The organism is Methylophilus sp. DMC16, from assembly GCF_056314045.1.
Map to the genome: position 1 here is coordinate 226,486 of NZ_JBQUZC010000001.1, position 21,059 is coordinate 247,544.

Sequence of the window (21,059 nt, forward strand, 5' to 3'; positions counted from 1 at the left end):
ATTAAAAGCTGTTAAGATGCGGCCATGAAGAATGACACCTTTTTCAGCGCGCTCGCGCGGCGCCTGCCTTATGAGTTTTGGATAGGCTGGCGCTATACACGCGCCAAACGCAACAATCACTTTATTTCGTTTATCTCCCTCACCAGCATGATAGGCATTGCCCTCGGTGTGATGGCCCTGATTGTCGTGTTGTCGGTCATGAACGGCTTTCAGGATGAGCTCAGAAAGCGCATTTTAGGCGTGGCTTCGCATATTGAAGTGCGTAGCTTTGAAGCCGGGTTGCCGGACTGGCAGCATTTGCAGCAGCAGATAGAACAGATTCCGGCCAAGGCGGTTGCCAGCCCCATCACCGGTGTGGCGCCTTACATCATGGCGCAAGGCATGTTGACGCATGACGAAGCGGTGCAGGGCTTGCTGATTCGTGGCGTGTTACCTTCACAGGAAGGCAAAGTTTCTGACCTGGCAACCCAGATGAAAATTGGCAAGCTGACCGATTTGCAGCCAGGCCAATTCAATATTGTATTGGGGGCAGACCTGGCGCTGGCGCTGGGCGTGCGTGTTGGCGACAAGGTGGTGTTGATGGCGCCGCAAGGGCAGGTGACTCCGGCGGGATTGGTGCCACGCATTAAGCAATTTACCGTGGCCGGGATTTTTCAGGTTGGCATGTATGAGTATGATGCGGGCCTGGCCTTGATTCATTTGGACGATGCGGCCAAGCTCTACCGGCTGGGTGATCAGGTTTCTGGTTTGCGACTCAAGCTGGATGACTTGTTTATGGCCGACCGCGTCAGCCGCGAGCTGGTGCAGGCGCTGGGACCCAATTATTACGTCACTGACTGGACCCAGCAACATGCCAATTTCTTTAAGGCGATCCAGCTCGAAAAACGAGTGATGTTTATTATTTTGGCGCTGATCGTGGCGGTGGCAGCATTTAATATTGTCTCTACACTGGTGATGGCGGTAACTGACAAACGTGCGGATATTGCCATCCTGCGCACCATGGGCGCAACCCCGCAAAGCATACGCAAAATGTTTGTGGTGCAAGGCGCGATGATAGGCATTATCGGCACCTTGTCGGGGGCGGTGCTTGGCGTGTTGTTGGCCCTCAATATCGAGACTGTGGTGCCCTGGATTGAACATACTTTTAATGTGCAGTTTTTGTCCAAAGACGTGTATTACATCAGTGATTTGCCTTCCAAGCTGATGTGGTCGGATGTGTCGGCGATTGTGGGCCTGTCTATCCTGCTCAGTCTGGTCGCGACCTTGTATCCCAGTGCCCGTGCGGCGAGTATGAATCCGGCGGAGGCCTTGCGTTATGAGTAATTGGGTATTGCAGTGCCAGGGCTTGGCCAAGCGGTATGAAGCGCTGGATACCTCGGTGCTGACCGGGGTCGACTTGCAACTGGCGGCAGGTGATCATGTGGCGATTGTTGGCGCTTCGGGCAGTGGTAAAAGTACCTTGTTGCATTTGCTGGGCGGTCTGGACGCGCCTACGCATGGCGAGGTGCAGTGGCTGGGCAAGCCGTTAACCAGGCTCTCCGAAGTTGAAAAAAGTGCCATGCGTAACCAGTATCTGGGCTTTGTCTATCAGTTTCATCACTTGCTCCCAGAGTTCAGTGCGCTGGAAAATGTGGCCATGCCGCTACTGATTCGTCGCATGCCACGGGCGCAGGCGCTGGAAAAGGCTGCACATTACTTGACGCAGGTCGGTCTGGCGCATCGTCTGCAACATACCCCTGGTGAGTTGTCAGGCGGTGAGCGTCAGCGCGCGGCCCTGGCCCGTGCATTAGTCACTCAGCCACGCTGCATATTGGCCGATGAACCAACCGGCAACCTGGACCGGCAAACGGCACAACAAGTGTTTGAGTTACTGTTGCAGATCCAGGCGCAACAGGGCACTGCGCTGGTGGTCGTGACTCATGATCTGTCGCTGGCGGCACGCATGCATCAGCAATATCGTTTGCAGGATGGGCGCTTGCAACCCCTGTTGCCGGACGCACAAGGACTGGCTGACGAGTAGCCGTGATGTTGCCGGGCGCCACACTGGGATTATTATTCGGTGTCTGGCTGTTTCAGCAACAAGCGCAATTATGGTCGCTCCCGGTTTGGCTGGGCTGGCTAGCAGCCTTGGGACTGGTCGCGCTACTGGCGAACAGTCGCCATATCGGGGGTGTCAGGCTAACCTCAGCGGTTCGCCTTTTTTGCCGTCGGCTTGGCTGTATTTTGCTGGTGGCTGCCATCGGCTTTGCCTGGGCGCAGGCGCGCGCGGCCTGGCGCTTGCAAACGGCTCTGTCTCAGGCGTGTGAACAACAGCCACTCAAGATTCAAGCTGTGATTGTGAGCGTGCCAGCGCGCGATGCACGAGGCCAGCATGTGGATGTTGCCGTTGAGCGCACCTTCAACGCACATTGCCCGTTGCCCCCCAGGCTGCGCTTGCATCTCTACGAGCAGTCATATCGTCATGCCCCGGCCACGTCGCGCAATGCTTTACCGTTATTACAAGCAGGAGAGCGCTGGCAATTCACCGTCAAGCTCAAACGACCCCATGCCACGCGCAATCCGCATGGTTTTGATTATGCTGCCTGGTGCCTGGCCAACCAAGTCGGCGCGGCAGGCTCTATAGTCTCCAAAGCACCGATGCGCAAGCTGCAAGCCATGGTCTGGCAACCCGCTGCCATGGTTGCGCACTGGCGAGCGCTGGTGGGGGAGCGAATCCAGCAGGTGCTGGGACCCAGCCCGGCCAGTGGCGTCCTGCGCGCTTTGGTTATCGGTGATGATAGCCAGATCTCGCGTGCGGACTGGCAATTGTTTGTCGATACCGGGATTAATCATTTAATCAGTATTTCTGGCCTGCATATTACGATGCTGGCTGGCCTCGGTTATTTATTGACGGGCTGGGTGTGGCGAAAGCAACCGCGCTGGGCGCTATATGTGCCCTCCACACTGGCGGCCCGGGTGGGTGGGGCGTTAGTGGCGGTGGTTTATTCCGCCCTGGCCGGATTTTCCATTCCGACACAGCGTACCTTATGGATGTTGCTGACCATGCTAGGCATGCTCAGTCTGCGCCGCCAACTCCCTTTTTCCTGGATACTCAGTGTGGCACTCTGGGTGGTCGTCGTGCTGGATCCCTGGGCGGTGCTGGCGCCGGGTTTCTGGTTGTCTTTTGGCGCAGTGGCCTTGCTCGCCTTTGGCATGGGCGGACGCTTGCGTCCACCGAGTGCCTGGCGGGCCGCGGTGCATACACAGAGCATGATTACGCTGGCCTTTGTGCCTATCCTGATCCTATTGTTTAACCAGGTGTCTCTGGTGTCCCCGTTTGCCAATGCTCTGGCGATTCCACTGGTTAGCCTGGGCGTGGTGCCACTGGCGATTGCCGGCGCTATGTTGCCGGTGGATGCCTTGTTAATGCTGGCAGCACAGCTGTGGCAGGGACTGGCCTGGCTATTACATTGGTTCAGCCAATTATCCTGGGCAGTCTGGTATCTGCCTACACCGTCACTGTCTGCCTGGCTGCTGGCAATGTTAGGCATGCTGGTGTTACTGTTACCCAAAGGTTGGCCATTACGCTGGTTTGGGCTGCTACTCTGGTTGCCTTTATGCTTGCCTGCCCCGTCAGTGCTCAAGCCAGGGGACATGCGCGTCACTGTGCTGGATATCGGCCAGGGCTTGAGTGTGCTGGTGCAAACGGCTAGCCATGCCATGCTCTACGATGCGGGGCCGGTCTATCATGAAGACAGTGATGCCGGTCAACGGATTGTGCTGCCTTATTTGCGCCACTTGGGCCTGTCCCGGCTGGATTTGGCGGTGGTCTCGCATGACGATAATGATCATGTCGGTGGCATGGCCTCGGTGCTGGCTGGCGTGCCAGCCACACACTTGTTAAGCTCACTCGGCACAGACGCGGCTTTTTTTGAGCAACTGCAGGCGATTCCGCAGGCGGCAAGCATGCCACATCTTGCTTGCCAGGCCGGACAGCATTGGCAATGGGACCAGGTCAGTTTCAAGGTGCTTTATCCTTTGGCACAATCAGAGATTCCCCTTAAAGATAACGATAAAAGCTGTGTGATTCAGGTGATCTCTGCCCATGGCAGTCTGTTATTGACAGGGGATATCGAACAATATGGTGAGCAACGTTTGCTGGAGCAGTCTGGGAAAAATCTGGCTTCTACGGTGATGACCATGCCGCATCATGGCAGCAAAACCTCCTCCAGTCCTGCGTTTGTCCAGGCGGTAAAACCCAGCATCGCGATTGCCACGGTGGGCTATCTTAACCGGTTCGGCCACCCCAAGCAGGCGGTGTTATCACGCTACGAAGCGATAGACAGTCAACGCTATCGCTCAGATCAACATGGCGCGGTGATGCTGGATTTTACACAGGGCAATCACCCAACGGTCTTAACCTGGCGCCAGGTTGAGCCGCATTATTGGGATTGACTGCCTCTGCGATCGCCCACATTGCGCAAAAGCGGCTTTGTAACCGCTTAGATACCGCACAAAACTTGCCCTCAGGGCAGGTTAACGCTAAAGTAGCGGAAGTTTAAAAAAACCATTGGAGTCATCACTGTGTGGGAAATTATTTTAGCGGCCGGTTGGCCAATCTGGCCTTTGGTTATCGCTTCTGTGATCTCGTTTGCCATTATTGTCGAGCGATTCTGGGCCTTGAGAGCTTCAGTTGTCACCCCGGACCAGTTGTTGCCTGAAGTGCAAAACTGGTTAAAGCAGGGCGGCGTGACACGTGAAACCTTAAGCCGTCTCGAAGCACACTCTTTACTTGGTCGCGTGTTTGCCAGTGCGTTGGCGAATATGGGGCACTCACGTGAGGTTACCAAAGAAGCGATTGAAGAAACCGGCCGTGCGGTTGCACACAAGCTGGAACAATACCTGCCCACCCTGGGGACCATTGCCACTGTAGCGCCTTTGCTGGGGCTGCTGGGGACGGTGATCGGCATGGTCGAGCTGTTTGGTTCATTCACGAATAGTGGTCACGATGTGGCACAGTTTGCGCGCGGCATTTCGGTGGCCTTGTACAACACGGCGGCCGGGATTGTGGTGGCGGTGCCTTCGATGATTGCCTATCGTTATTTCAAGAGCAAAGTGGACGGTTTTCTGGTGGATATGGAGCAGCAAGCCGTTAAACTGGTAGAAATTATCCACGGCGACCGCGGATAAGCATTTTGCGACAGGATAAAAAAAGGCAGTCTCATGAACTTTAAACGTGGTAGCCGCGACGAAGAGCTAGAAATCAACTTTATTCCGTTGATTGACGTGTTGCTGGTGATTATTATTTTCCTGATCGTGAGTGCAACCTTTTCACGTACCAGTGAGTTGCAGATTAACTTGCCGACCGCGGATGCCAATGCCCCTCAAGAAAAACCATTGACCATTACCGTGGAGGTCGATGCCAGCGGCCGTTGCCTGGTGAATGGCAAAGAAGCGAATGGCGCCGTGGTGTCTGATTTGTCAGCCGCCTTGATCGAAGCAGGCAAGGCCGGTCCGGCAGACAAAGAGCCGACCATTATCATTAATGCCGATGGCAAGGCCTCGCACCAGTCTGTGGTGAATATTATGGAAGCCTCCCGGATGGCGAATTACACACATATCACCTTTGCCACACAGGTAAACAGCCACTAATGTGTGGTGGCTGTTTGTGAGCTGTCCCGTTTAGTGCCAGGCAAGCCCGTTGTGACCGACGGGCTTGCTTGTTTTTAAGTAATCAGAGAACCCGCATGGCCCGCAAACAAAAAGTCGATTTACCTAAAATCGTCAATCCCAAACTGTTATATAAGCGCCTGTTTTTATATGCCTGGCGTTACAAGTTTTATTTTCTGGTCTCCATGGTGGCAACCACCGTGTTGTCGCTCAGTAACACCGCTTTTCTGGCCCTGATTAAAAAAGTCACCGATGAAGGCTTTGTCCAGCATTCGGTGCAGGAAGCATTTACTTTGCCGCTGATGCTGGTTGGCTTGATGGTCGTTCGTGCTGTGGCTTCATTCTTCTCGATTTACTGCTTGCGCGCTGTGACCAGGCTGGTGGTAGAAGTGATGCGCAAACAGGTGTTTGCCAAGCTGATGTTGTTGCCGGTGAGTTTTTTTGACATGCATTCCAATGGCTCGCTGGTATCCAAGATGACCTATGATGCCGAGCGGCTATCGATTGTCGTCACGCGTTCGGCCCATAACGTAGTACGGGATATCCTGACCGTGATAGGCCTGATTGCTTACATGCTGTATCTGGACTGGAAACTGACCCTGGTATTTGCATTGGTGACGCCGCTGATGGGGCTGTATTTATCCAAGACTACGCCCAAGCTACGCGCAAATGCCAAACGGGTACAGCAAGCCGTTGGCGAGATTACCAAAACGGCGGAAGAGGCGATTGCCGCGCAGCGTATTGTGAAAATTTTTGGCGCGCAAAATTTTGAGAACACGCGCTTTGGCGATGTGGTCGGTAAAAACCGCCAGCTCGAATTGCGCAGTGCGCGTATCTCGGGGCTGAACAGCTTTGTGATTGAGGTGTTGTCGGCGCTGGCTTTAGGGCTGGTGGTCTATTATGCCCTGGGACAATTTACGGTAGGCGAGTTTGCCGCGTTTATCGGCGCATTGATGATGCTGATTGCACCGATCAAACACATCACTTCGGCTAACGAGGACTTGCAAGTGGGCCTGGCGGCGGCGCAGAGTATTTTTGAGGTGCTGGATTTGGCATCCGAAGAGGATCATGGCCACCATCGGATTGGCCGCGCGCAGGGCTATCTGGTGTTTAAAGACGTGACCTTGCGTTATCCGCAGGCCAAACACAACGCACTGGACCACATTAACGCCACGATACGCGCTGGCGAGAAGGTGGCGCTGGTTGGTCGTTCCGGCAGTGGCAAAACCACACTGGTCAATTTGCTACCACGCTTCTATGGGCTGCAAGAAGGCAGTATTTTGCTGGATGGCGTGGATATCCGCGAGTATGGCCTGGAGAACTTGCGCGAACAGTTTTCACTGGTCAGCCAGGATATCGTCTTGTTTAACGACACCATTTACAACAATATTGCCTATGGTGCCTTGCGCGAGGCGACTGAGGAAGAGGTCATTGCCGCTGCCAAAGCGGCTAATGCCTGGGAGTTTATCGAGCACATGCCGCAAGGCCTGCAAAGCGAAATCGGTGACCGGGGTGTCCGTTTGTCCGGCGGGCAGCGCCAGCGCCTGGCGATTGCACGTGCCATTTTAAAGGATGCGCCGGTGTTACTGCTGGATGAGGCGACGTCTGCCTTGGACAGTGAGTCCGAGCTACATGTACAGATGGCGCTGGATCGCTTAATGCAAAACCGCACGACGATCGTGATTGCGCACCGCTTGAGTACCGTAGAGAACGCAGACCGGATTCTGGTCATGGATCAGGGCAGAATCATCGAAACTGGATCGCATACCAGCCTGCTGGCACAAAGCGGGTATTACAGCCGGCTGTATCACAAGCAGTTTCAAGACGACTGATGTTGCGGCATTGGTTTGAAAAACAGTGGCAGGGGATGGGATGGGCGCAAGCCTTGCTGCTGCCGTTGTCCATGCTGTTTGCGGTATTGTCTGGCTTGCGGCGCCTGTGTTACCAGGTGGGGTTGTTGAGCAGCCAGGCCTTGCCTGTGCCGGTGGTGGTGGTCGGCAACCTCTCTGTAGGTGGGGTCGGTAAAACGCCGGTGGTGATTTATTTGGCGCAGCAGCTGCTTGCCGCTGGCTACCATCCCGGGATTTTGAGCCGCGGCTATGGCGGACAACACACCGGCGAGGTGACGCCTGATAGCTTGCCGCAGTCACTGGGCGATGAGCCGGTGTTGATTGCCGGGCGTACTGGCTGTCCGATCTGGGTCGATGCCAACCGTGTGGCAGGCGGTCTAGCCTTGCTGCAGGCGCATCCTGAAGTCAATGTGATTCTGTGTGATGATGGCTTGCAGCACTATGCGCTTCAGCGGGATATCGAAATTGCCGTTGTGCAGCGGCCACTCAGTATCGGCAATGGTCACTTACTCCCTGCCGGGCCATTGCGTGAGCGATTGCGCCGTTTGCAAACCGTGGATATCATCGTAGAAAGTGGTCAGGTCCCTGCCGGCCCCTGGCCTGTGGCGCATTATGTCGTTGGCCTGGAAGTGGGCCGCTGGACCTCAGTCACAGACCTGAATACGCATCTGTCGAATGCCGAGTTGCAGCAGCGGGCATTGGTTGCAATTGCCGGCATCGGTCACCCACAACGGTTTTTTAATACCGTCTCCAATCTGGGCATTACCTGTGAAACCGTCGCCTTTGCCGACCACCATGCTTACCGCAAGGAAGACTTCCTGCCGTTTAAACAAAAAACCATACTGATGACAGAAAAAGATGCCGTAAAATGTCAGCATCTGGGATTAACCAACGCCTGGTATTTGCCAGTCAGTGCGCAAATCACGCCGCTTGGTGATCATCCTTCCCTGACGGAAAACGTTATCAGACGTTTGCAACAATGCAAAGGAAATAGGCATGAATCCTAAACTCTTGGAAATTCTGGTGTGTCCGGTAACCAAAGGACCGCTGGTGTATGACAAACAAAAGCAGGAGCTGGTGTCCAAAGGGGCTCGCCTGGCTTATCCGGTACGCGATGGCATCCCGGTCATGCTCGAAGACGAAGCCCGTCGCCTGGAAGAGCACGAATACGCTGAATAACCATGTTTAAAGTTGTTGTTCCAGCCCGTTTTGCCAGTACCCGGCTACCGGGCAAACCCTTGCTTGATCTTGCCGGTAAACCCATGGTGGTTCGCGTGGCTGAGCAGGCAGCCAAAAGCCTGGCCAATCAGGTGGTCGTGGCCACCGATCATGCGCAGATTCTGCAAGCTGTCGCGCAGCACCAGATCACTGCAGTGATGACGCGGGCCGATCATGTTTCTGGCACAGACCGCATTGCTGAAGTGGTGCAAACCATGCAATGGCCGGAGGACACCATCGTCGTCAATGTGCAGGGCGATGAGCCTTTGATTGATCCGGTGCTGATCAACGAGGTGGCCCAGACCTTGGCCAATGATGAACAGGCGGTGATGTCTACCGCTTGCCATGCCATTCATGACGAGACGGTTTTCACAAATCCGAATGTGGTCAAGGTGGTATTCAATGCCAAGCAGCGCGCGCTGTACTTTAGTCGCGCGGCGATTCCATTTGCACGGGACACGGCAGATCGCCAGCAGCCACTCACCGCATATCGCCACATTGGCATTTATGCTTATCGTGTCAGCTTTTTAAAGCAATATGCCAGCTTGCCAGTCACCACGCTGGAAAGCATTGAAAGTCTGGAACAATTGCGCGTGCTGTATCATGGTTACCAGATCGCCGTTAGCGTGACTGATCACGCGCCTGCCAGCGGCGTGGATACGCCCGAAGACCTGGCGGCAGTCAGGCAGATTTTTGCTAGCAACGGCTAAAAATAAAAAGCCTCACTTAAGTGAGGCTTTTTATTGCGTATCCGCTGTTTCTTAACCATCATTTCTCTGACAGTTTGAATCAAGTACGGAATATAAAGTAGACTGCCCCCATCATACATAAGCCTGCCCACAGGTAATCCCACTTGAGTGGCTGCTGCATGTACATGACGGCAAACGGGACGAATATCACCAGTGTGATGACTTCTTGCAGAATTTTGAGTTGCGCCAGATTGAGTTGGGTAAAGCCAATCCGGTTGGCGGGTACCTGAAAACAATATTCAATCAGGGCGATGCCCCAACTGACCAGAATGGCGATCCAAAGCGGTTTTTGATGCAGGTCTTTCAGGTGACCATACCAGGCAAACAACATGAACAAGTTGGCTGTGGAAAGAAGCAGGATGGTTTTAATCAGTGTGAAAGACATGCAACATCAGGCAAGAAAGGGTGACTTGGGAAAAGTCACCGGATCATTGAAAAAAGCTTAAATGGCGGCTTCGCCAGTTTCACCAGTACGGATACGGATCACTTGTTCGACGGAAGAGACAAAAATCTTGCCATCACCGATTTTACCGGTATGGGCGGCCTTGATAATGGCTTCGATCGCACTTTCTACCATGTCTGATCCTAGAATCACTTCAATTTTGATTTTTGGCAGAAAGTCGACGACATATTCTGCGCCACGATATAACTCGGTGTGACCTTTCTGGCGACCAAATCCCTTGACTTCGGTGACTGTCAGTCCATTGACGCCAATCGCAGATAACGCCTCACGCACTTCGTCCAGTTTAAAAGGCTTAATAACGGCTTCTACTTTTTTCATATGTGCTCCGTGGATAAATCTCTCAATGGCATTTTACGCAAGCAGTGCTTTTTATACAAATGTCCTGTGCATGCCTCACAAGGCCTCGCGTGTCGCGCACTTAAAATGACAGGTTACAGGTGATCGGGTAGCGACGGTCCTTGCCAAAGCCGCGCTCTGTAATCCTGACACCCACTGCCGCTTGCCGCCGTTTGTATTCATTGCGATCAATCAGGCGGGTCACGCGCTGCACATCACTGGCGGTATACCCCATTTCGATGATACGTGCGATGCTCAGGTCTTTTTCGACGTAGGCTTCCATGATGGCATCCAAGACCTCATAGGGCGGTAAGCTGTCCTGGTCGGTCTGGTTTTCTCTGAGCTCGGCGCTAGGGGCACGTGTGATAATCCGTTCAGGGATCACCCGGCTCAGGCCATTGCGGTAGGTTGCCAGCTTGTAAACCAGGGTTTTGGGTACATCCTTGATCAAGGCAAAGCCACCCGCCATATCACCGTATAAGGTGCTGTAGCCGACAGCGGTTTCTGACTTGTTGCCGGTGGTGAGCACCAGGCTGCCAAACTTGTTACTGATGGCCATCAGTAGCATGCCACGGATGCGGGCCTGCAGGTTTTCTTCGGTGGTATCAAAAGACTTGCCGGAAAACTCCTCAGACAAGGTCGCACAAAATCCTTCAAATAGCGGTTTGATGGGTAATACGCTGTACTCAACCTCAACCAGTTGTGCCATTTCAGCGGCATCTGCCACGCTGATGCCGGCGGTAAATTCAGAGGGCATCATCACTGCTTTGACGCGCGTTTTACCCAGTGCATCCACGGCGATGGCGAGTGTGAGGGCGGAATCTATGCCACCGGACAGTCCCAGCACCACCCCGGGGAATTTGTTTTTATTGACATAGTCACGCAGACCCAGTACTAGCGCTTTGTATACGGCGGCTTCGGTGCTCAACGGCGCCGTAATGTCGGTGGCCAAGGGGGTCGTGCCGTCTATAGTCAGGTAAGCCAGCCCGGCTTCAAACATGGGCAGCTCTTGCACCAGTTCTCCCAACCGGTTCATGCTAAAAGACGCGCCATCAAACACTAGTTCGTCCTGGCCGCCGACCATGTTGGCATAGACCATGGGTAGCCCGGTTTCACGGATGCGGTCGCGCAATACCTGGTAACGTGTCTGTTGTTTGTGCAAATGGTAAGGTGAGGCATTGATCGTCAGCAGCACTTGTGCCGAAGCTTGCAGGGCCTGCAGGGCAGGGCCTGACTCCCAGCTATCCGCACAGATCAGCACGCCATAGCGTACGCCATGCCATTCAAACACCACGGGCAATTGACCCGCCTCAAAATAGCGCTCTTCATCAAAGACGCTGTAGTTGGGCAAGTGATGTTTATGATAGGTCGCCTGTATCCTGCCAGAATGGATTACCGAAGCCGCGTTGTAGCGTTTGCCTGCCACTTCATCAGGATGTCCAACAATGACTGCCATGTCGTGAGGCAGACGCTGCACTAGCCAATTGAGTGCCTGCGTGTTGGCGTGATAAAAATCCTGCCTGAACAGCAAATCTTCTGGAGGATAGCCGCATAACGCCAGTTCTGGTGTCAGTAAGAGGCGTGCGCCCGCTCGATAAGCCTCTTCGGCTTGCGCCAGAATGTGTTCCGCATTTTGCTGCATGGCACCGACCATGCAGTTCATTTGAGCAATTGCAAGTTTCATCTGCTTTTCATTCAGGATGGGCTGCAGGGCTTAATACTTGCCACCCGCAGCTTTGATCAGTTCTACCATGGCCGGGTTTTGGCCTTTGAGGGCATAGACATAAGCGGTCAAACCGTATTGATCACGTGTTTTGACATTGGCCTCATGTTCAAGCAGCAAGCGCGCCATTTCCGGCGCATTGTTGCTCACCGCCAGGTGCAGCAAGGGCGTGCCTTCGCTGTCTTTCTGGTTGGCATCTGCTTCATGCTCAAGCAGTGTTTTGGCTGCTTCAAGCTGATTTTTCTTCACCGCCCAGGTCAGTGCTGTCCAGCCATGCTCATCTTCCTCATCCACTTTGGCACCATGTTCTGCCAAATAGGTCACGGCGGCGGCATGGCCCTCTCGGGCAGCAATCATGAGCGCAGTGGTGCCCAGCTTGTCTTTGAGATTGGCATCAGCGCCTTTGGTTAATACCGTGGTAATGGTGGGCACGTCACCGCTTTTGGCGGCATACATGAGCACAGTTTTCCCATCCGAGGACCGCACATTAGCATCAAAACCACGCGCGATAATCAGGCCCACCAGTTCGCTGTAGCCGGAGGTGGCCGCCAAGCCGAGGGCGCTCCAGCCGGCCGGGTCACGTGCTTTAACATCGGCGCCTTTTTCCATCAGCATTTTGGCGGCATCCAGATTATTTTTCTTGGCCGCAAACATGAGTGCTGTCCAGCCACCCTGATCTTTGGCATTAATGTCGGCGCCACCGGCTAACAACTCGCGGATCACTTCCGCCTGGTTTTTACGGGCGGCATACATGATGGGCGTCAGTTTGTCGCCATCGGTGACATTCGGGTTGGCGCCGCTTTTTAACAAGGCTTTGACCGTGGCCAGGTCGCCTTTGGCGGCGGCAATGAGCAGGTAAGACACTTCATCATCACGAAAAGGCGCGCTGTCCTCGGCCATCGGTTTTTTGCTGGCAGCCTCCGCAGACAGGCCAGGCCAGGTGAGGCCAATCAGCAGCATGCTGCCAACAATGATGCCTGTCCAGCGATGGTGAGCCTGTAAGCAACGATACATGCCAGTTCCTTTATGCGTTTGCGCGTTGAATGGCCGCGAGGACGGCCTCACCCAGACCAGCAGGGGAGGCTGCAACAACACAGCCAGCGGATTCCAATGCGGCAATCTTGTCTTCTGCACGGCCAGAACCACCGGAAATAATCGCCCCGGCATGGCCCATACGTTTGCCTTTGGGGGCGGTTAAGCCGGCAATATAAGCAGCTACCGGTTTGGTGACATGGTGTTTGATGTAGTCAGCCGCAGCCTCTTCATCGCTGCCACCGATTTCACCAACCATGATGATCGCCTCTGTTTCCGCGTCTTTCTGAAAGAGTTCCAGGCATTCAATAAAGTTCAAGCCTTTGATCGGGTCGCCACCAATGCCGACACAGGTGGTCTGGCCCAGGCCCAGGGCCGTGGTCTGATGGACAGCCTCGTAAGTCAGGGTGCCAGAGCGGGACACGACGCCGACCTTGCCACGTTTGTGGATGCTGCCCGGCATAATGCCGATTTTGCATTCATCCGGCGTGATCACGCCTGGGCAGTTAGGGCCGATCAGTTTGGTGCCATTGGCGCGCAGCGCCGCTTTGACATTGAGCATGTCCAGAGCCGGAATGCCTTCGGTGATACAGACAATGAGCTCAATGCCTGCATCTGCGGCTTCAAGGATGGAGTCAGCGGCAAACGGTGGCGGCACGTAAATCACGCTGGCATTGGCTTCGGTTTCCTTTACGGCTTCGCGCATGGTATTGAATACGGGCAGCTCCAGATGGCGCTGGCCGCCTTTGCCTGGCGTCACGCCACCCACCATTTTGGTGCCATAAGCCAGCGCTTGCTCGGAATGAAACGTTCCTTGTTTGCCGGTAAAGCCCTGGCACAATACTTTGGTATCTTTATTGACTAAAATCGCCATGACTACACACCCTTGTTCACTGCGTTGACTGCTTGCTGGGCGGCATCGGTCAGCCCTTCTGCAGAAATAATATTCAGGCCACTCTCACGCAGCATCTGCTTACCCAATTCGACATTGGTCCCTTCCAGCCGCACCACAACCGGAATGGTCATGCCCACCTCTCTGACTGCGGTGATAATGCCGGTGGCAATGATGTCGCAACGCATGATGCCGCCAAAAATATTGACCAGAATCGCTTTCACATTAGCGTCAGCCAGGATGATTTTGAAAGCCTTGGTCACGGTCTCAGCCGTGGCGCCGCCGCCGACATCCAGAAAGTTGGCAGGCATGCCGCCATGCAGCTTGATCAAGTCCATGGTCGCCATGGCCAGGCCAGCGCCGTTCACCATGCAACCAATGTTGCCATTTAAGGCAATGTAATTGAGGCCGCTATGGTGAGCCTCCGCTTCTTTGGCATCGTCTTGTGACCAGTCACGGATCTCTGCAAACGGTTTTTGACGGTAAAGTGCGTTGTCATCTACCGTCATTTTGCAATCTAGCGCCACCAGTTTTCCTTCAGCGGTTACAATCAGCGGGTTAATTTCGAGCAGTGACAAGTCATTGTCTTTAAACAATTTGTACAGGCCTTTGGCCAGCTTGGTAAACGCGCCAATCTGGTCACCACTCAGACCCAAGCCAAACGCCAGGTTGCGCGCCTGAAAGTCCACCAGGCCATTGAGCGGGTCACAGACTTCCTGCAGGATTTTTTCTGGCTGGGTAGCCGCAATCTCTTCAATATCCATGCCGCCTGCGCTGGAAGCAACCATGACCACGCGTTCCAGCGTGCGGTCTACCAGCATCGAAAGATAAAGCTCACGTGCAATCGGCAGGGTTTGCTCCACCAGCACCTGATGCACGGGTTGGCCATCCGGCGCATTCTGGTAAGTCACCAAATGCTTGCCAAGCAGGCTACCTGCCACGGTTTGCGCTTCTAATGCAGATTTAACCACTTTGACGCCACCCGCTTTGCCGCGACCGCCGGCATGCACCTGGGCCTTGACCACCCAGGCTTCACCGCCCAGTTCTTTGGTGGCTGCCGCAGCGGCTTCTTCGGATTGAACGACCAGGCCAGCCGGTGTGGCCAAACCATATTTTTGCAGGAGTTGTTTGGCTTGGTATTCGTGCAGATTCATGAAAATTCAGAGGTTTTGATAGTTAAGCATCTATTTTCGCGCAAATACCCTATCAAGGCTAGACTGCAAATAAAAAAACCGCACAACTGTGCGGTTTTTAAACGTATTTAACGCGATAGCGTTAACGAATGCGTCGTCGCTTATAAGTCCTGCGCCCAGGCATTGCCGTAGACTTTGCCATTGCGGGACAGTACCAGCATTTGATACATGCTGATCACCCACATGTAACTGGAGGCCAGGCTGTAGCCAATGCCACCGATAATCGTCAACCAGGCAAAGTGTGGTGACAACTTGGTCAGCCACCACGACATCACGTCCATAATCAGAAAAGCAAACGGGAAGGCGATGGCAATGATTTTGGCAGGTTTGGGCACATTCACGGCAAAACTGAAAATCAGGCCGATAAAAAAGAAAATGAAACTGATGCCAAACAGGTGTATATGCGACACCCGCGTCAGGCCGCTGATCGTTGCGCCCTCATTCACCTCTGCGCGCGCCTTAACTTCATCATAGTTGTTAAAGTTGGGGATGCCGGGGATGTTGCTGTGGCACATGACGCAATGCTGCGCAAACACCTGCTTGAAGTGTGATTCCCACTGGTCTTGTGGCGCGCCTTGTTGCGCCCATTTGATAATGTCCTGGCGGACCTCCAGGGGTGCCTTGTCAGACATGGAGCCATTAAGTTTGCTCGCCAGTTTGGTGCCACTGCGGTCACCGTAATAACTGTAAACAATATCGTTCACGGACAAGCCGAATTTGCCATCGGCCATGCCGTGAGTGAGCATTATTTGCAGGCCAGCCATACACAGGCCGACGCCAATCACGAGCAGATAACCAATAAACAGGGCTTTAAGCGGTAAGGGCAGGTTAGGCAGGTTCAGCCATGGCAGCGTTTGTGCGTCTTGTTTCATTGTAATCCCTAGGGTGTTGAGTTTAACCAGTTTTAATTTTTGCCAAGCATATCATTGCCGGGGGCAATCCAAAAACAGAAATACTCCCAAAAAAGCACGCTTATCAATGCGATGCACGGGCAACTGCTATAATCCAGTCTTTTAATCGACGGTAGTGATCATGCGTTTAGTGGTTCAAGGGCCGGCCATCACCATGGCTCATCTTTCCCATCTTCATGGCCTGGTGGGCGGGCATGCGCAGTTTATGCAAGTGGGCGAACATGCCTACTATTTGCCGGTGCCAGAAGCGGATTATCTGGAAGTGAAGGCTTTTTGCGCCAGTCAGCAGATAGACTGCACGCTGGTGCAAGACACTCATAGGCTGCAACACATGGGCTTGTGCGTCATGGATATGGACTCCACCCTGATCTCCATTGAATGCATTGATGAAATTGCCGACATGATGAACCTCAAACCGCAGGTCGCCGAGATCACCGAAGCCGCCATGCGTGGCGAGCTGGATTTTTCTGCCAGCTTGCGCAAGCGTGTGGCCTTGCTCAAAGGTTTGCCAGCGACGGCATTGCAACGCGTGATTGATGAGCGCCTTCGTTTTAATCCCGGCGCGCAAGCCTGGATCAATACCTGCAAGCAACATGGCATCAAAACCATGGTCGTCTCTGGCGGCTTTACCTTTTTTGCCAACCACGTCCAACAGACCTTGGGGCTGGATTACGCCGTCTCTAACACGCTGGAAATCATAGACGGCAAACTCACCGGCCAGGTCCTGGGTGAGATCGTCGATGCCCAGCGCAAAGCCGATGAGCTCACTAAACTGCGTGATCAGTTGGGCCTGTCGGCCGCACAAACGATTGCGATTGGTGACGGTGCCAACGACCTCAAAATGATGGCGGTTGCCGCGGTGGGCGTGGCTTATCACGCCAAACCAGTGGTGCAACAGCAAGCCATGTATGCGCTCAATGTGGTGGGGCTGGATGGCGTAGCGAGCTTGCTATCGGTCTAATTCATCTGCACGGTTGCTCAATGATTCCAGAATTCTGCTATCGAGTCATCGCCACCTACATAAAGCGTTCAAGGGTGGCTTGGGCGCTTTTTATTTAGCAGAATGAGGCCTGCGCTCGCCCACAGGCGATTCCTTGAGTTTTTTGATGATGCGATTTGTCGCGGATTGAATGCTTTTCGGGGTAAATGCTTAAATAAATATTTGATTTATTTTGGTTTTTTTGAAAATAACATTTGCTATTGTGGTGCATAAAGCGCATAGTGGTTGCACGCGACGTTCAAGCATTGTTGTTTTCTCTGGTGGTATCTTCTGGTTCTCTCGTTAATCCCGCTTACTTGTGCCTCGCCCTCCAAGGGGTTTCCCTTTCATTTTTTACAAAGGATTTAGATATGGCTACAGGTATTGTCAAATGGTTTAACGATGCAAAAGGGTTTGGTTTTATTACTCCAGATCAGGGTGGCGATGATTTGTTCGCTCACTTTTCCGAGATTCAATCAGCAGGTTTTAAAAGCCTGGCGGATAACCAGCGCGTTTCATACAACGAAACGACTGGCCCTAAAGGCAAACAAGCTTCTGCGATTCAGGTGATTGCATAGTCACGCCTGACTAAGTGGCGCAGTAAAAAGCCCGGTTTCGGGCTTTTTTCATTATTGAAAAAGGAATCGCATGGCTAAAGAAGAATTGATTGAAATGCAGGGCGCAGTGACTGAAGTGTTGCCGGATGCGCGTTATCGCGTGACGCTGGACAATGGGCATCAGTTGACTGCCTACACCGGCGGCAAAATGCGCAAGCACAAAATACGTATTTTGGCGGGCGATAAAATCACCATCGAAATGTCGCCGTACGACATGGGCAAGGGACGCATTACGTTCAGACATCTGCCGCCCAGAAGACCTGCTTGAGTCCACCTGCCGCTCTTTTCGGCGTGCAGTTGATCTTGCTCAGCTAGAAAAAAAGCCCCTTGCGGGGCTTTTATCGTTGATGGCATCACGCTGATCGCGCTTAGTAGTCCATCTCAGGCATCGCAGGCGTTTTTTTGTCCTCTTTGGGCAATTCGGCCACGGTCGCATCGGTGGTCAAAATCAGCCCGGCAATCGAGGCGGCATTTTGCAGCGCGGTGCGAGTCACTTTGGTGGGGTCGACCACACCGGTTTCCACCATATCCACATATTCACCTGTCGCGGCGTTGTAGCCGGTGTTACCCGTTGCCTCAAGCACTTTGGTGATGACCACAGAAGGCTCTTCTCCGGCATTTTTCACAATCGCGCGCAAGGGCTCTTCGATTGCGCGCAACACGATGCGGATACCAGCATCCTGATCATCATTATCCCCCTTGAGGGCACCGATACGGCTGCGAGCCCGCAGTAAAGCCACACCGCCGCCAGGGACGATGCCTTCTTCCACCGCAGCGCGGGTGGCATGCAGGGCGTCATCGACACGGTCTTTTTTCTCTTTCATTTCGACTTCGGTGGCCGCACCGATTTTAATCACGGCGACACCACCGGCCAGCTTGGCCACGCGCTCTTGCAGTTTTTCCTTGTCGTAGTCAGAAGTGGTCTCCTGAATTTGGGTTTGAATAGACTGCACACGGGCTTTAATCTTGGCTTGGTCGCCAGCGCCATCAATGATAACGGTGTTTTCTTTGTGTATCTCAACCCGTTTTGCACGGCCCAAATGCTCGATGCTGACTTTCTCCAGTTGCATTCCGGTTTCTTCTGAGACGACGGTGGCCCCGGTCAGGATGGCAATGTCTTCTAGCATGGCTTTGCGACGATCACCAAAGCCTGGCGCTTTGACGGCAGCTACTTTGAGGATGCCACGCATGCTGTTGACGACCAGTGTCGCCAGCGCTTCGCCTTCCACGTCCTCGGCAATGATCAGCAAAGGCTTGTTGGTTTTGGCTACGTTTTCCAGCGTCGGCAACAAGTCGCGGATATTGCTGATTTTCTTGTCATACAACAAAATCATCGGCTCATCCAGCGCCGCCACCTGTTTGTCCGGATTGTTCACAAAATAGGGGCTGATGTAGCCGCGGTCAAATTGCATGCCTTCCACCACATCCAACTCATTTTGCAGTGACTTGCCTTCTTCTACCGTAATCACCCCCTCCTTGCCAACTTTTTCCATAGCATCGGCGATGATCTGTCCAATGGCGGTATCCGAGTTGGCAGAAATAGAGCCTACCTGGGCAATCTCTCTATTGGTGGTGATGGCTTTAGACATGACTTTGAGCTCATCCACCAACGCAGCCACCGCTTTATCTATGCCGCGTTTGAGGTCCATCGGGTTCATGCCTGAGGCGACCGACTTCATGCCTTCTTGCACTATCGCCTGCGCCAGTACGGTGGCGGTAGTCGTACCGTCACCTGCGACATCCGCGGTTTTAGACGCGACTTGTTTCACCATTTGCGCGCCCATATTCTCCAACTTGTCTTGCAACTCGATTTCTTTGGCGACCGAAACACCATCTTTGGTAATCACCGGGGCGCCAAAACTGCGTTCCAGCACCACATTGCGGCCTTTGGGGCCCAGGGTGACCTTGACCGCATCGGCCAGGATATTCACGCCTTTTACAATTTTTTGACGGGCGTGGTCATGAAACTTCACATCTTTTGCTGCCATGGTTCAATTCTCCTTTCTCTCTTAGCAACAAAGTGATTAAGCGACTTTTTTGAGATCGGCAGAGGCGGGTTCAATCACACCGAGAATGTCTTCTTCGCGCATGACTAATACCTCTTCGCCATTGAGTTTGACTGTTTGTCCGGCATATTTGCCAAATAAGACATGGTCACCGACCTTCACTGCCAGGGCTCTCAGGCTGCCGTCTTGAAGGGACTTGCCGCTCCCGACAGCGATGACTTCGCCTTGCTCGGGTTTTTCTGCAGCCGTGTCTGGGATCACAATGCCGGAAGCGGTCGTACGTTGTTGTTCGACTCGCTTGACTATGACGCGGTCATACAGGGGACGAATATTCATGTTCAATTCTCCTTAGCGAATAAGTTCAACAAAAACCACCACTGGAGACGTTTGCAGACGCAACTGGCAATCATGCCTCCAGTGGCGAAAAGGTATCAGCAGAGTTGCTGATACCGTGAAAATAGGGATGCGCAAAAAAATTTCAAGAGGGCTAGAGCGCTCTTTTTTTGACTAGAAACTGATTCACCAATTGGCTGATTTCAAACTTGCGGAAATGTTTTTTGATCGTGACTGCATAGAAATTCTCAAAAATCCCTTCCAGTTGCGTGAAGGATTTGAGCACACCATTTTTTAACTCGTCTTTAACCACCACCTCCGGCATGACGGTGAGTGCCCGGCTGTCACGCGCTAACAGCCGCAACATCGCCATGTCATTCGCTTCGGCCACGATGTGAGGTTCTAGGTGATGCAAGGCGCACAAGCCATCAAAGGCCGCCCGAATCGGGCTGTCCTGATTGGGCAAAATCCAGTTGTACTCCGCATATTTGGCCGAAAATCCGTGTTTGATCTCAATCTCTGCCGGGCCGATCACACTGATGGGTTGCCGGTCTAGCAGAATACACTCCCATAACTGGTCAGTATTGCCTCTCACCTCGATATTGGTGAGCGCAAGGTCTATCTGGTGATTCGAAAGCGCATTGAGCAAGTTGGTTTGCCCGCTGGCAGAAATTTCGAGTTTGATCTCCGAGTGATTCAGTAATGGCTCCACAAAGCTCTCGATGAAGTTTCTGGACATGGTAGAGAGCACACCAATCCGCAACGTTTGACTCTCAGACGCAATGCCTTTTCTCAGCAGGTTTTCGAGTTCTATGCCTTTGGTAAAAATCGAATCTGCATAGGAAAACGCCAAATTACCGAACTCCGTCAACACCAGTTTACGCCCTTGTCGTAAAAACAATGCGCAGTCCAGGCTTTCTTCCAGTTGTCTGATCTGTGAAGACAGCGCGGATTGCGAGATATGCAATTTTTCTGCTGCCTTGGTCAAGCTACCCACTTTCACGATATGCCAAAAATATTGCAAGTGATGATAATTGAGTCTCGCCATATATAAATAAAATAGAACATAAAATTAATATTTATATATTTTACCTAATTAAAATCATCG

At 53.2% G+C, this 21,059-nt stretch carries 22 protein-coding genes; 12 read left to right on the plus strand and 10 right to left on the minus strand.

The features are described from left to right. The first annotated feature begins 24 nt into the window (after positions 1-24). From ACT53D_RS01100 to kdsB, 9 genes are all read left to right on the plus strand, one after another. Positions 25-1,323, plus strand: coding sequence for a lipoprotein-releasing ABC transporter permease subunit (locus ACT53D_RS01100; protein WP_338654932.1), 1,299 nt, complete (start codon positions 25-27; stop codon positions 1,321-1,323). Next, positions 1,316-2,020 carry a lipoprotein-releasing ABC transporter ATP-binding protein LolD gene (gene lolD, locus ACT53D_RS01105; protein WP_379075226.1) on the plus strand — a complete coding sequence of 235 codons (705 nt, stop codon included), beginning with the start codon at positions 1,316-1,318 and terminating at the stop codon, positions 2,018-2,020. The genes ACT53D_RS01100 and lolD overlap by 8 nt, the downstream gene beginning before the upstream one ends. Positions 2,021-2,025: 5 nt before the next feature. After that, on the plus strand, positions 2,026-4,434 hold the full coding sequence (locus ACT53D_RS01110) for a DNA internalization-related competence protein ComEC/Rec2 (protein WP_476155560.1): 2,409 nt from the start codon (positions 2,026-2,028) through the stop codon (positions 4,432-4,434). A 129-nt stretch (positions 4,435-4,563) separates the two neighbouring features. Next, a complete protein-coding gene (locus ACT53D_RS01115) occupies positions 4,564-5,169 on the plus strand; it encodes a MotA/TolQ/ExbB proton channel family protein (RefSeq protein ID WP_194748326.1) in 606 nt (201 codons plus the stop codon). Between the two features lie 33 nt (positions 5,170-5,202). Then, entirely contained in the window at positions 5,203-5,631 is a 429-nt protein-coding gene (locus tag ACT53D_RS01120) for an ExbD/TolR family protein (RefSeq protein WP_194748325.1), read from the plus strand. Positions 5,632-5,726: 95 nt separating this feature from the next. Continuing rightward, positions 5,727-7,481 carry a lipid A export permease/ATP-binding protein MsbA gene (gene msbA / locus ACT53D_RS01125; protein ID WP_379075233.1) on the plus strand — a complete coding sequence of 585 codons (1,755 nt, stop codon included), beginning with the start codon at positions 5,727-5,729 and terminating at the stop codon, positions 7,479-7,481. Then, the gene (lpxK, locus tag ACT53D_RS01130) at positions 7,481-8,506 is read left to right on the plus strand and encodes a tetraacyldisaccharide 4'-kinase (protein ID WP_379075236.1); all 1,026 of its coding nucleotides are present in this window, start codon (positions 7,481-7,483) and stop codon (positions 8,504-8,506) included. Before msbA ends, lpxK begins: the two co-directional genes overlap by 1 nt. Then, on the plus strand, positions 8,496-8,678 hold the full coding sequence (locus ACT53D_RS01135) for a Trm112 family protein (RefSeq protein WP_194748322.1): 183 nt from the start codon (positions 8,496-8,498) through the stop codon (positions 8,676-8,678). Before lpxK ends, ACT53D_RS01135 begins: the two co-directional genes overlap by 11 nt. 2 nt (positions 8,679-8,680) lie before the next feature. Then, the gene (gene kdsB, locus ACT53D_RS01140; RefSeq protein ID WP_476154083.1) at positions 8,681-9,427 is read left to right on the plus strand and encodes a 3-deoxy-manno-octulosonate cytidylyltransferase; all 747 of its coding nucleotides are present in this window, start codon (positions 8,681-8,683) and stop codon (positions 9,425-9,427) included. Between the two features lie 79 nt (positions 9,428-9,506). On the opposite strand, the gene ACT53D_RS01145 is transcribed toward kdsB, so the two are convergent. From ACT53D_RS01145 to ACT53D_RS01175, 7 genes are all read right to left on the minus strand, one after another. Next, the gene (locus tag ACT53D_RS01145) at positions 9,507-9,851 is read right to left on the minus strand and encodes a DMT family protein (protein WP_313986548.1); all 345 of its coding nucleotides are present in this window, start codon (positions 9,849-9,851) and stop codon (positions 9,507-9,509) included. Between the two features lie 57 nt (positions 9,852-9,908). Next, positions 9,909-10,247, minus strand: a complete 339-nt coding sequence (locus tag ACT53D_RS01150; RefSeq protein ID WP_194748319.1) for a P-II family nitrogen regulator — start codon at positions 10,245-10,247, stop codon at positions 9,909-9,911. Positions 10,248-10,347: 100 nt separating this feature from the next. Beyond that, positions 10,348-11,949, minus strand: coding sequence for an NAD+ synthase (locus tag ACT53D_RS01155; protein WP_476154085.1), 1,602 nt, complete (start codon positions 11,947-11,949; stop codon positions 10,348-10,350). Between the two features lie 30 nt (positions 11,950-11,979). After that, positions 11,980-13,002 (minus strand): ankyrin repeat domain-containing protein, encoded by a 1,023-nt coding sequence (locus tag ACT53D_RS01160; RefSeq protein WP_476145462.1) that lies wholly within the window; start codon positions 13,000-13,002, stop codon positions 11,980-11,982. A gap of 10 nt (positions 13,003-13,012) precedes the next feature. Further along, positions 13,013-13,894 (minus strand): succinate--CoA ligase subunit alpha, encoded by an 882-nt coding sequence (gene sucD / locus ACT53D_RS01165; protein WP_194748316.1) that lies wholly within the window; start codon positions 13,892-13,894, stop codon positions 13,013-13,015. 2 nt (positions 13,895-13,896) lie between these two features. Then, positions 13,897-15,066: an ADP-forming succinate--CoA ligase subunit beta gene (sucC, locus tag ACT53D_RS01170; RefSeq protein WP_194748315.1), complete on the minus strand. Its 1,170-nt coding sequence runs from the start codon at positions 15,064-15,066 to the stop codon at positions 13,897-13,899. Between the two features lie 140 nt (positions 15,067-15,206). Beyond that, positions 15,207-15,977, minus strand: a complete 771-nt coding sequence (locus ACT53D_RS01175) for an elongation factor-1 alpha (protein WP_194748314.1) — start codon at positions 15,975-15,977, stop codon at positions 15,207-15,209. 160 nt (positions 15,978-16,137) lie between these two features. Here ACT53D_RS01175 and serB point away from each other — a divergent pair, with 160 nt between their 5' ends. The 3 genes from serB to infA all read left to right on the plus strand — a co-directional run bounded on the left by serB (position 16,138) and on the right by infA (position 17,880). Beyond that, positions 16,138-16,977 (plus strand): phosphoserine phosphatase SerB, encoded by an 840-nt coding sequence (serB, locus tag ACT53D_RS01180; protein WP_275356003.1) that lies wholly within the window; start codon positions 16,138-16,140, stop codon positions 16,975-16,977. A 389-nt stretch (positions 16,978-17,366) separates the two neighbouring features. Continuing rightward, positions 17,367-17,573 carry a cold-shock protein gene (locus ACT53D_RS01185; RefSeq protein WP_194748312.1) on the plus strand — a complete coding sequence of 69 codons (207 nt, stop codon included), beginning with the start codon at positions 17,367-17,369 and terminating at the stop codon, positions 17,571-17,573. Between the two features lie 70 nt (positions 17,574-17,643). Beyond that, positions 17,644-17,880 carry a translation initiation factor IF-1 gene (gene infA / locus ACT53D_RS01190; RefSeq protein ID WP_018985872.1) on the plus strand — a complete coding sequence of 79 codons (237 nt, stop codon included), beginning with the start codon at positions 17,644-17,646 and terminating at the stop codon, positions 17,878-17,880. Positions 17,881-17,980: 100 nt separating this feature from the next. Here the strand turns inward: infA and groL are convergent, their stop codons facing one another. The 3 genes from groL to ACT53D_RS01205 form a co-directional block, all read right to left on the minus strand. Further along, entirely contained in the window at positions 17,981-19,600 is a 1,620-nt protein-coding gene (gene groL / locus ACT53D_RS01195) for a chaperonin GroEL (protein WP_275355999.1), read from the minus strand. A 36-nt stretch (positions 19,601-19,636) separates the two neighbouring features. Next, a complete protein-coding gene (locus tag ACT53D_RS01200) occupies positions 19,637-19,954 on the minus strand; it encodes a co-chaperone GroES (RefSeq protein WP_313986538.1) in 318 nt (105 codons plus the stop codon). Between the two features lie 151 nt (positions 19,955-20,105). Further along, the gene (locus tag ACT53D_RS01205) at positions 20,106-20,999 is read right to left on the minus strand and encodes a LysR family transcriptional regulator (protein WP_194748309.1); all 894 of its coding nucleotides are present in this window, start codon (positions 20,997-20,999) and stop codon (positions 20,106-20,108) included. Between the last annotated feature and the right edge of the window lie 60 nt (positions 21,000-21,059).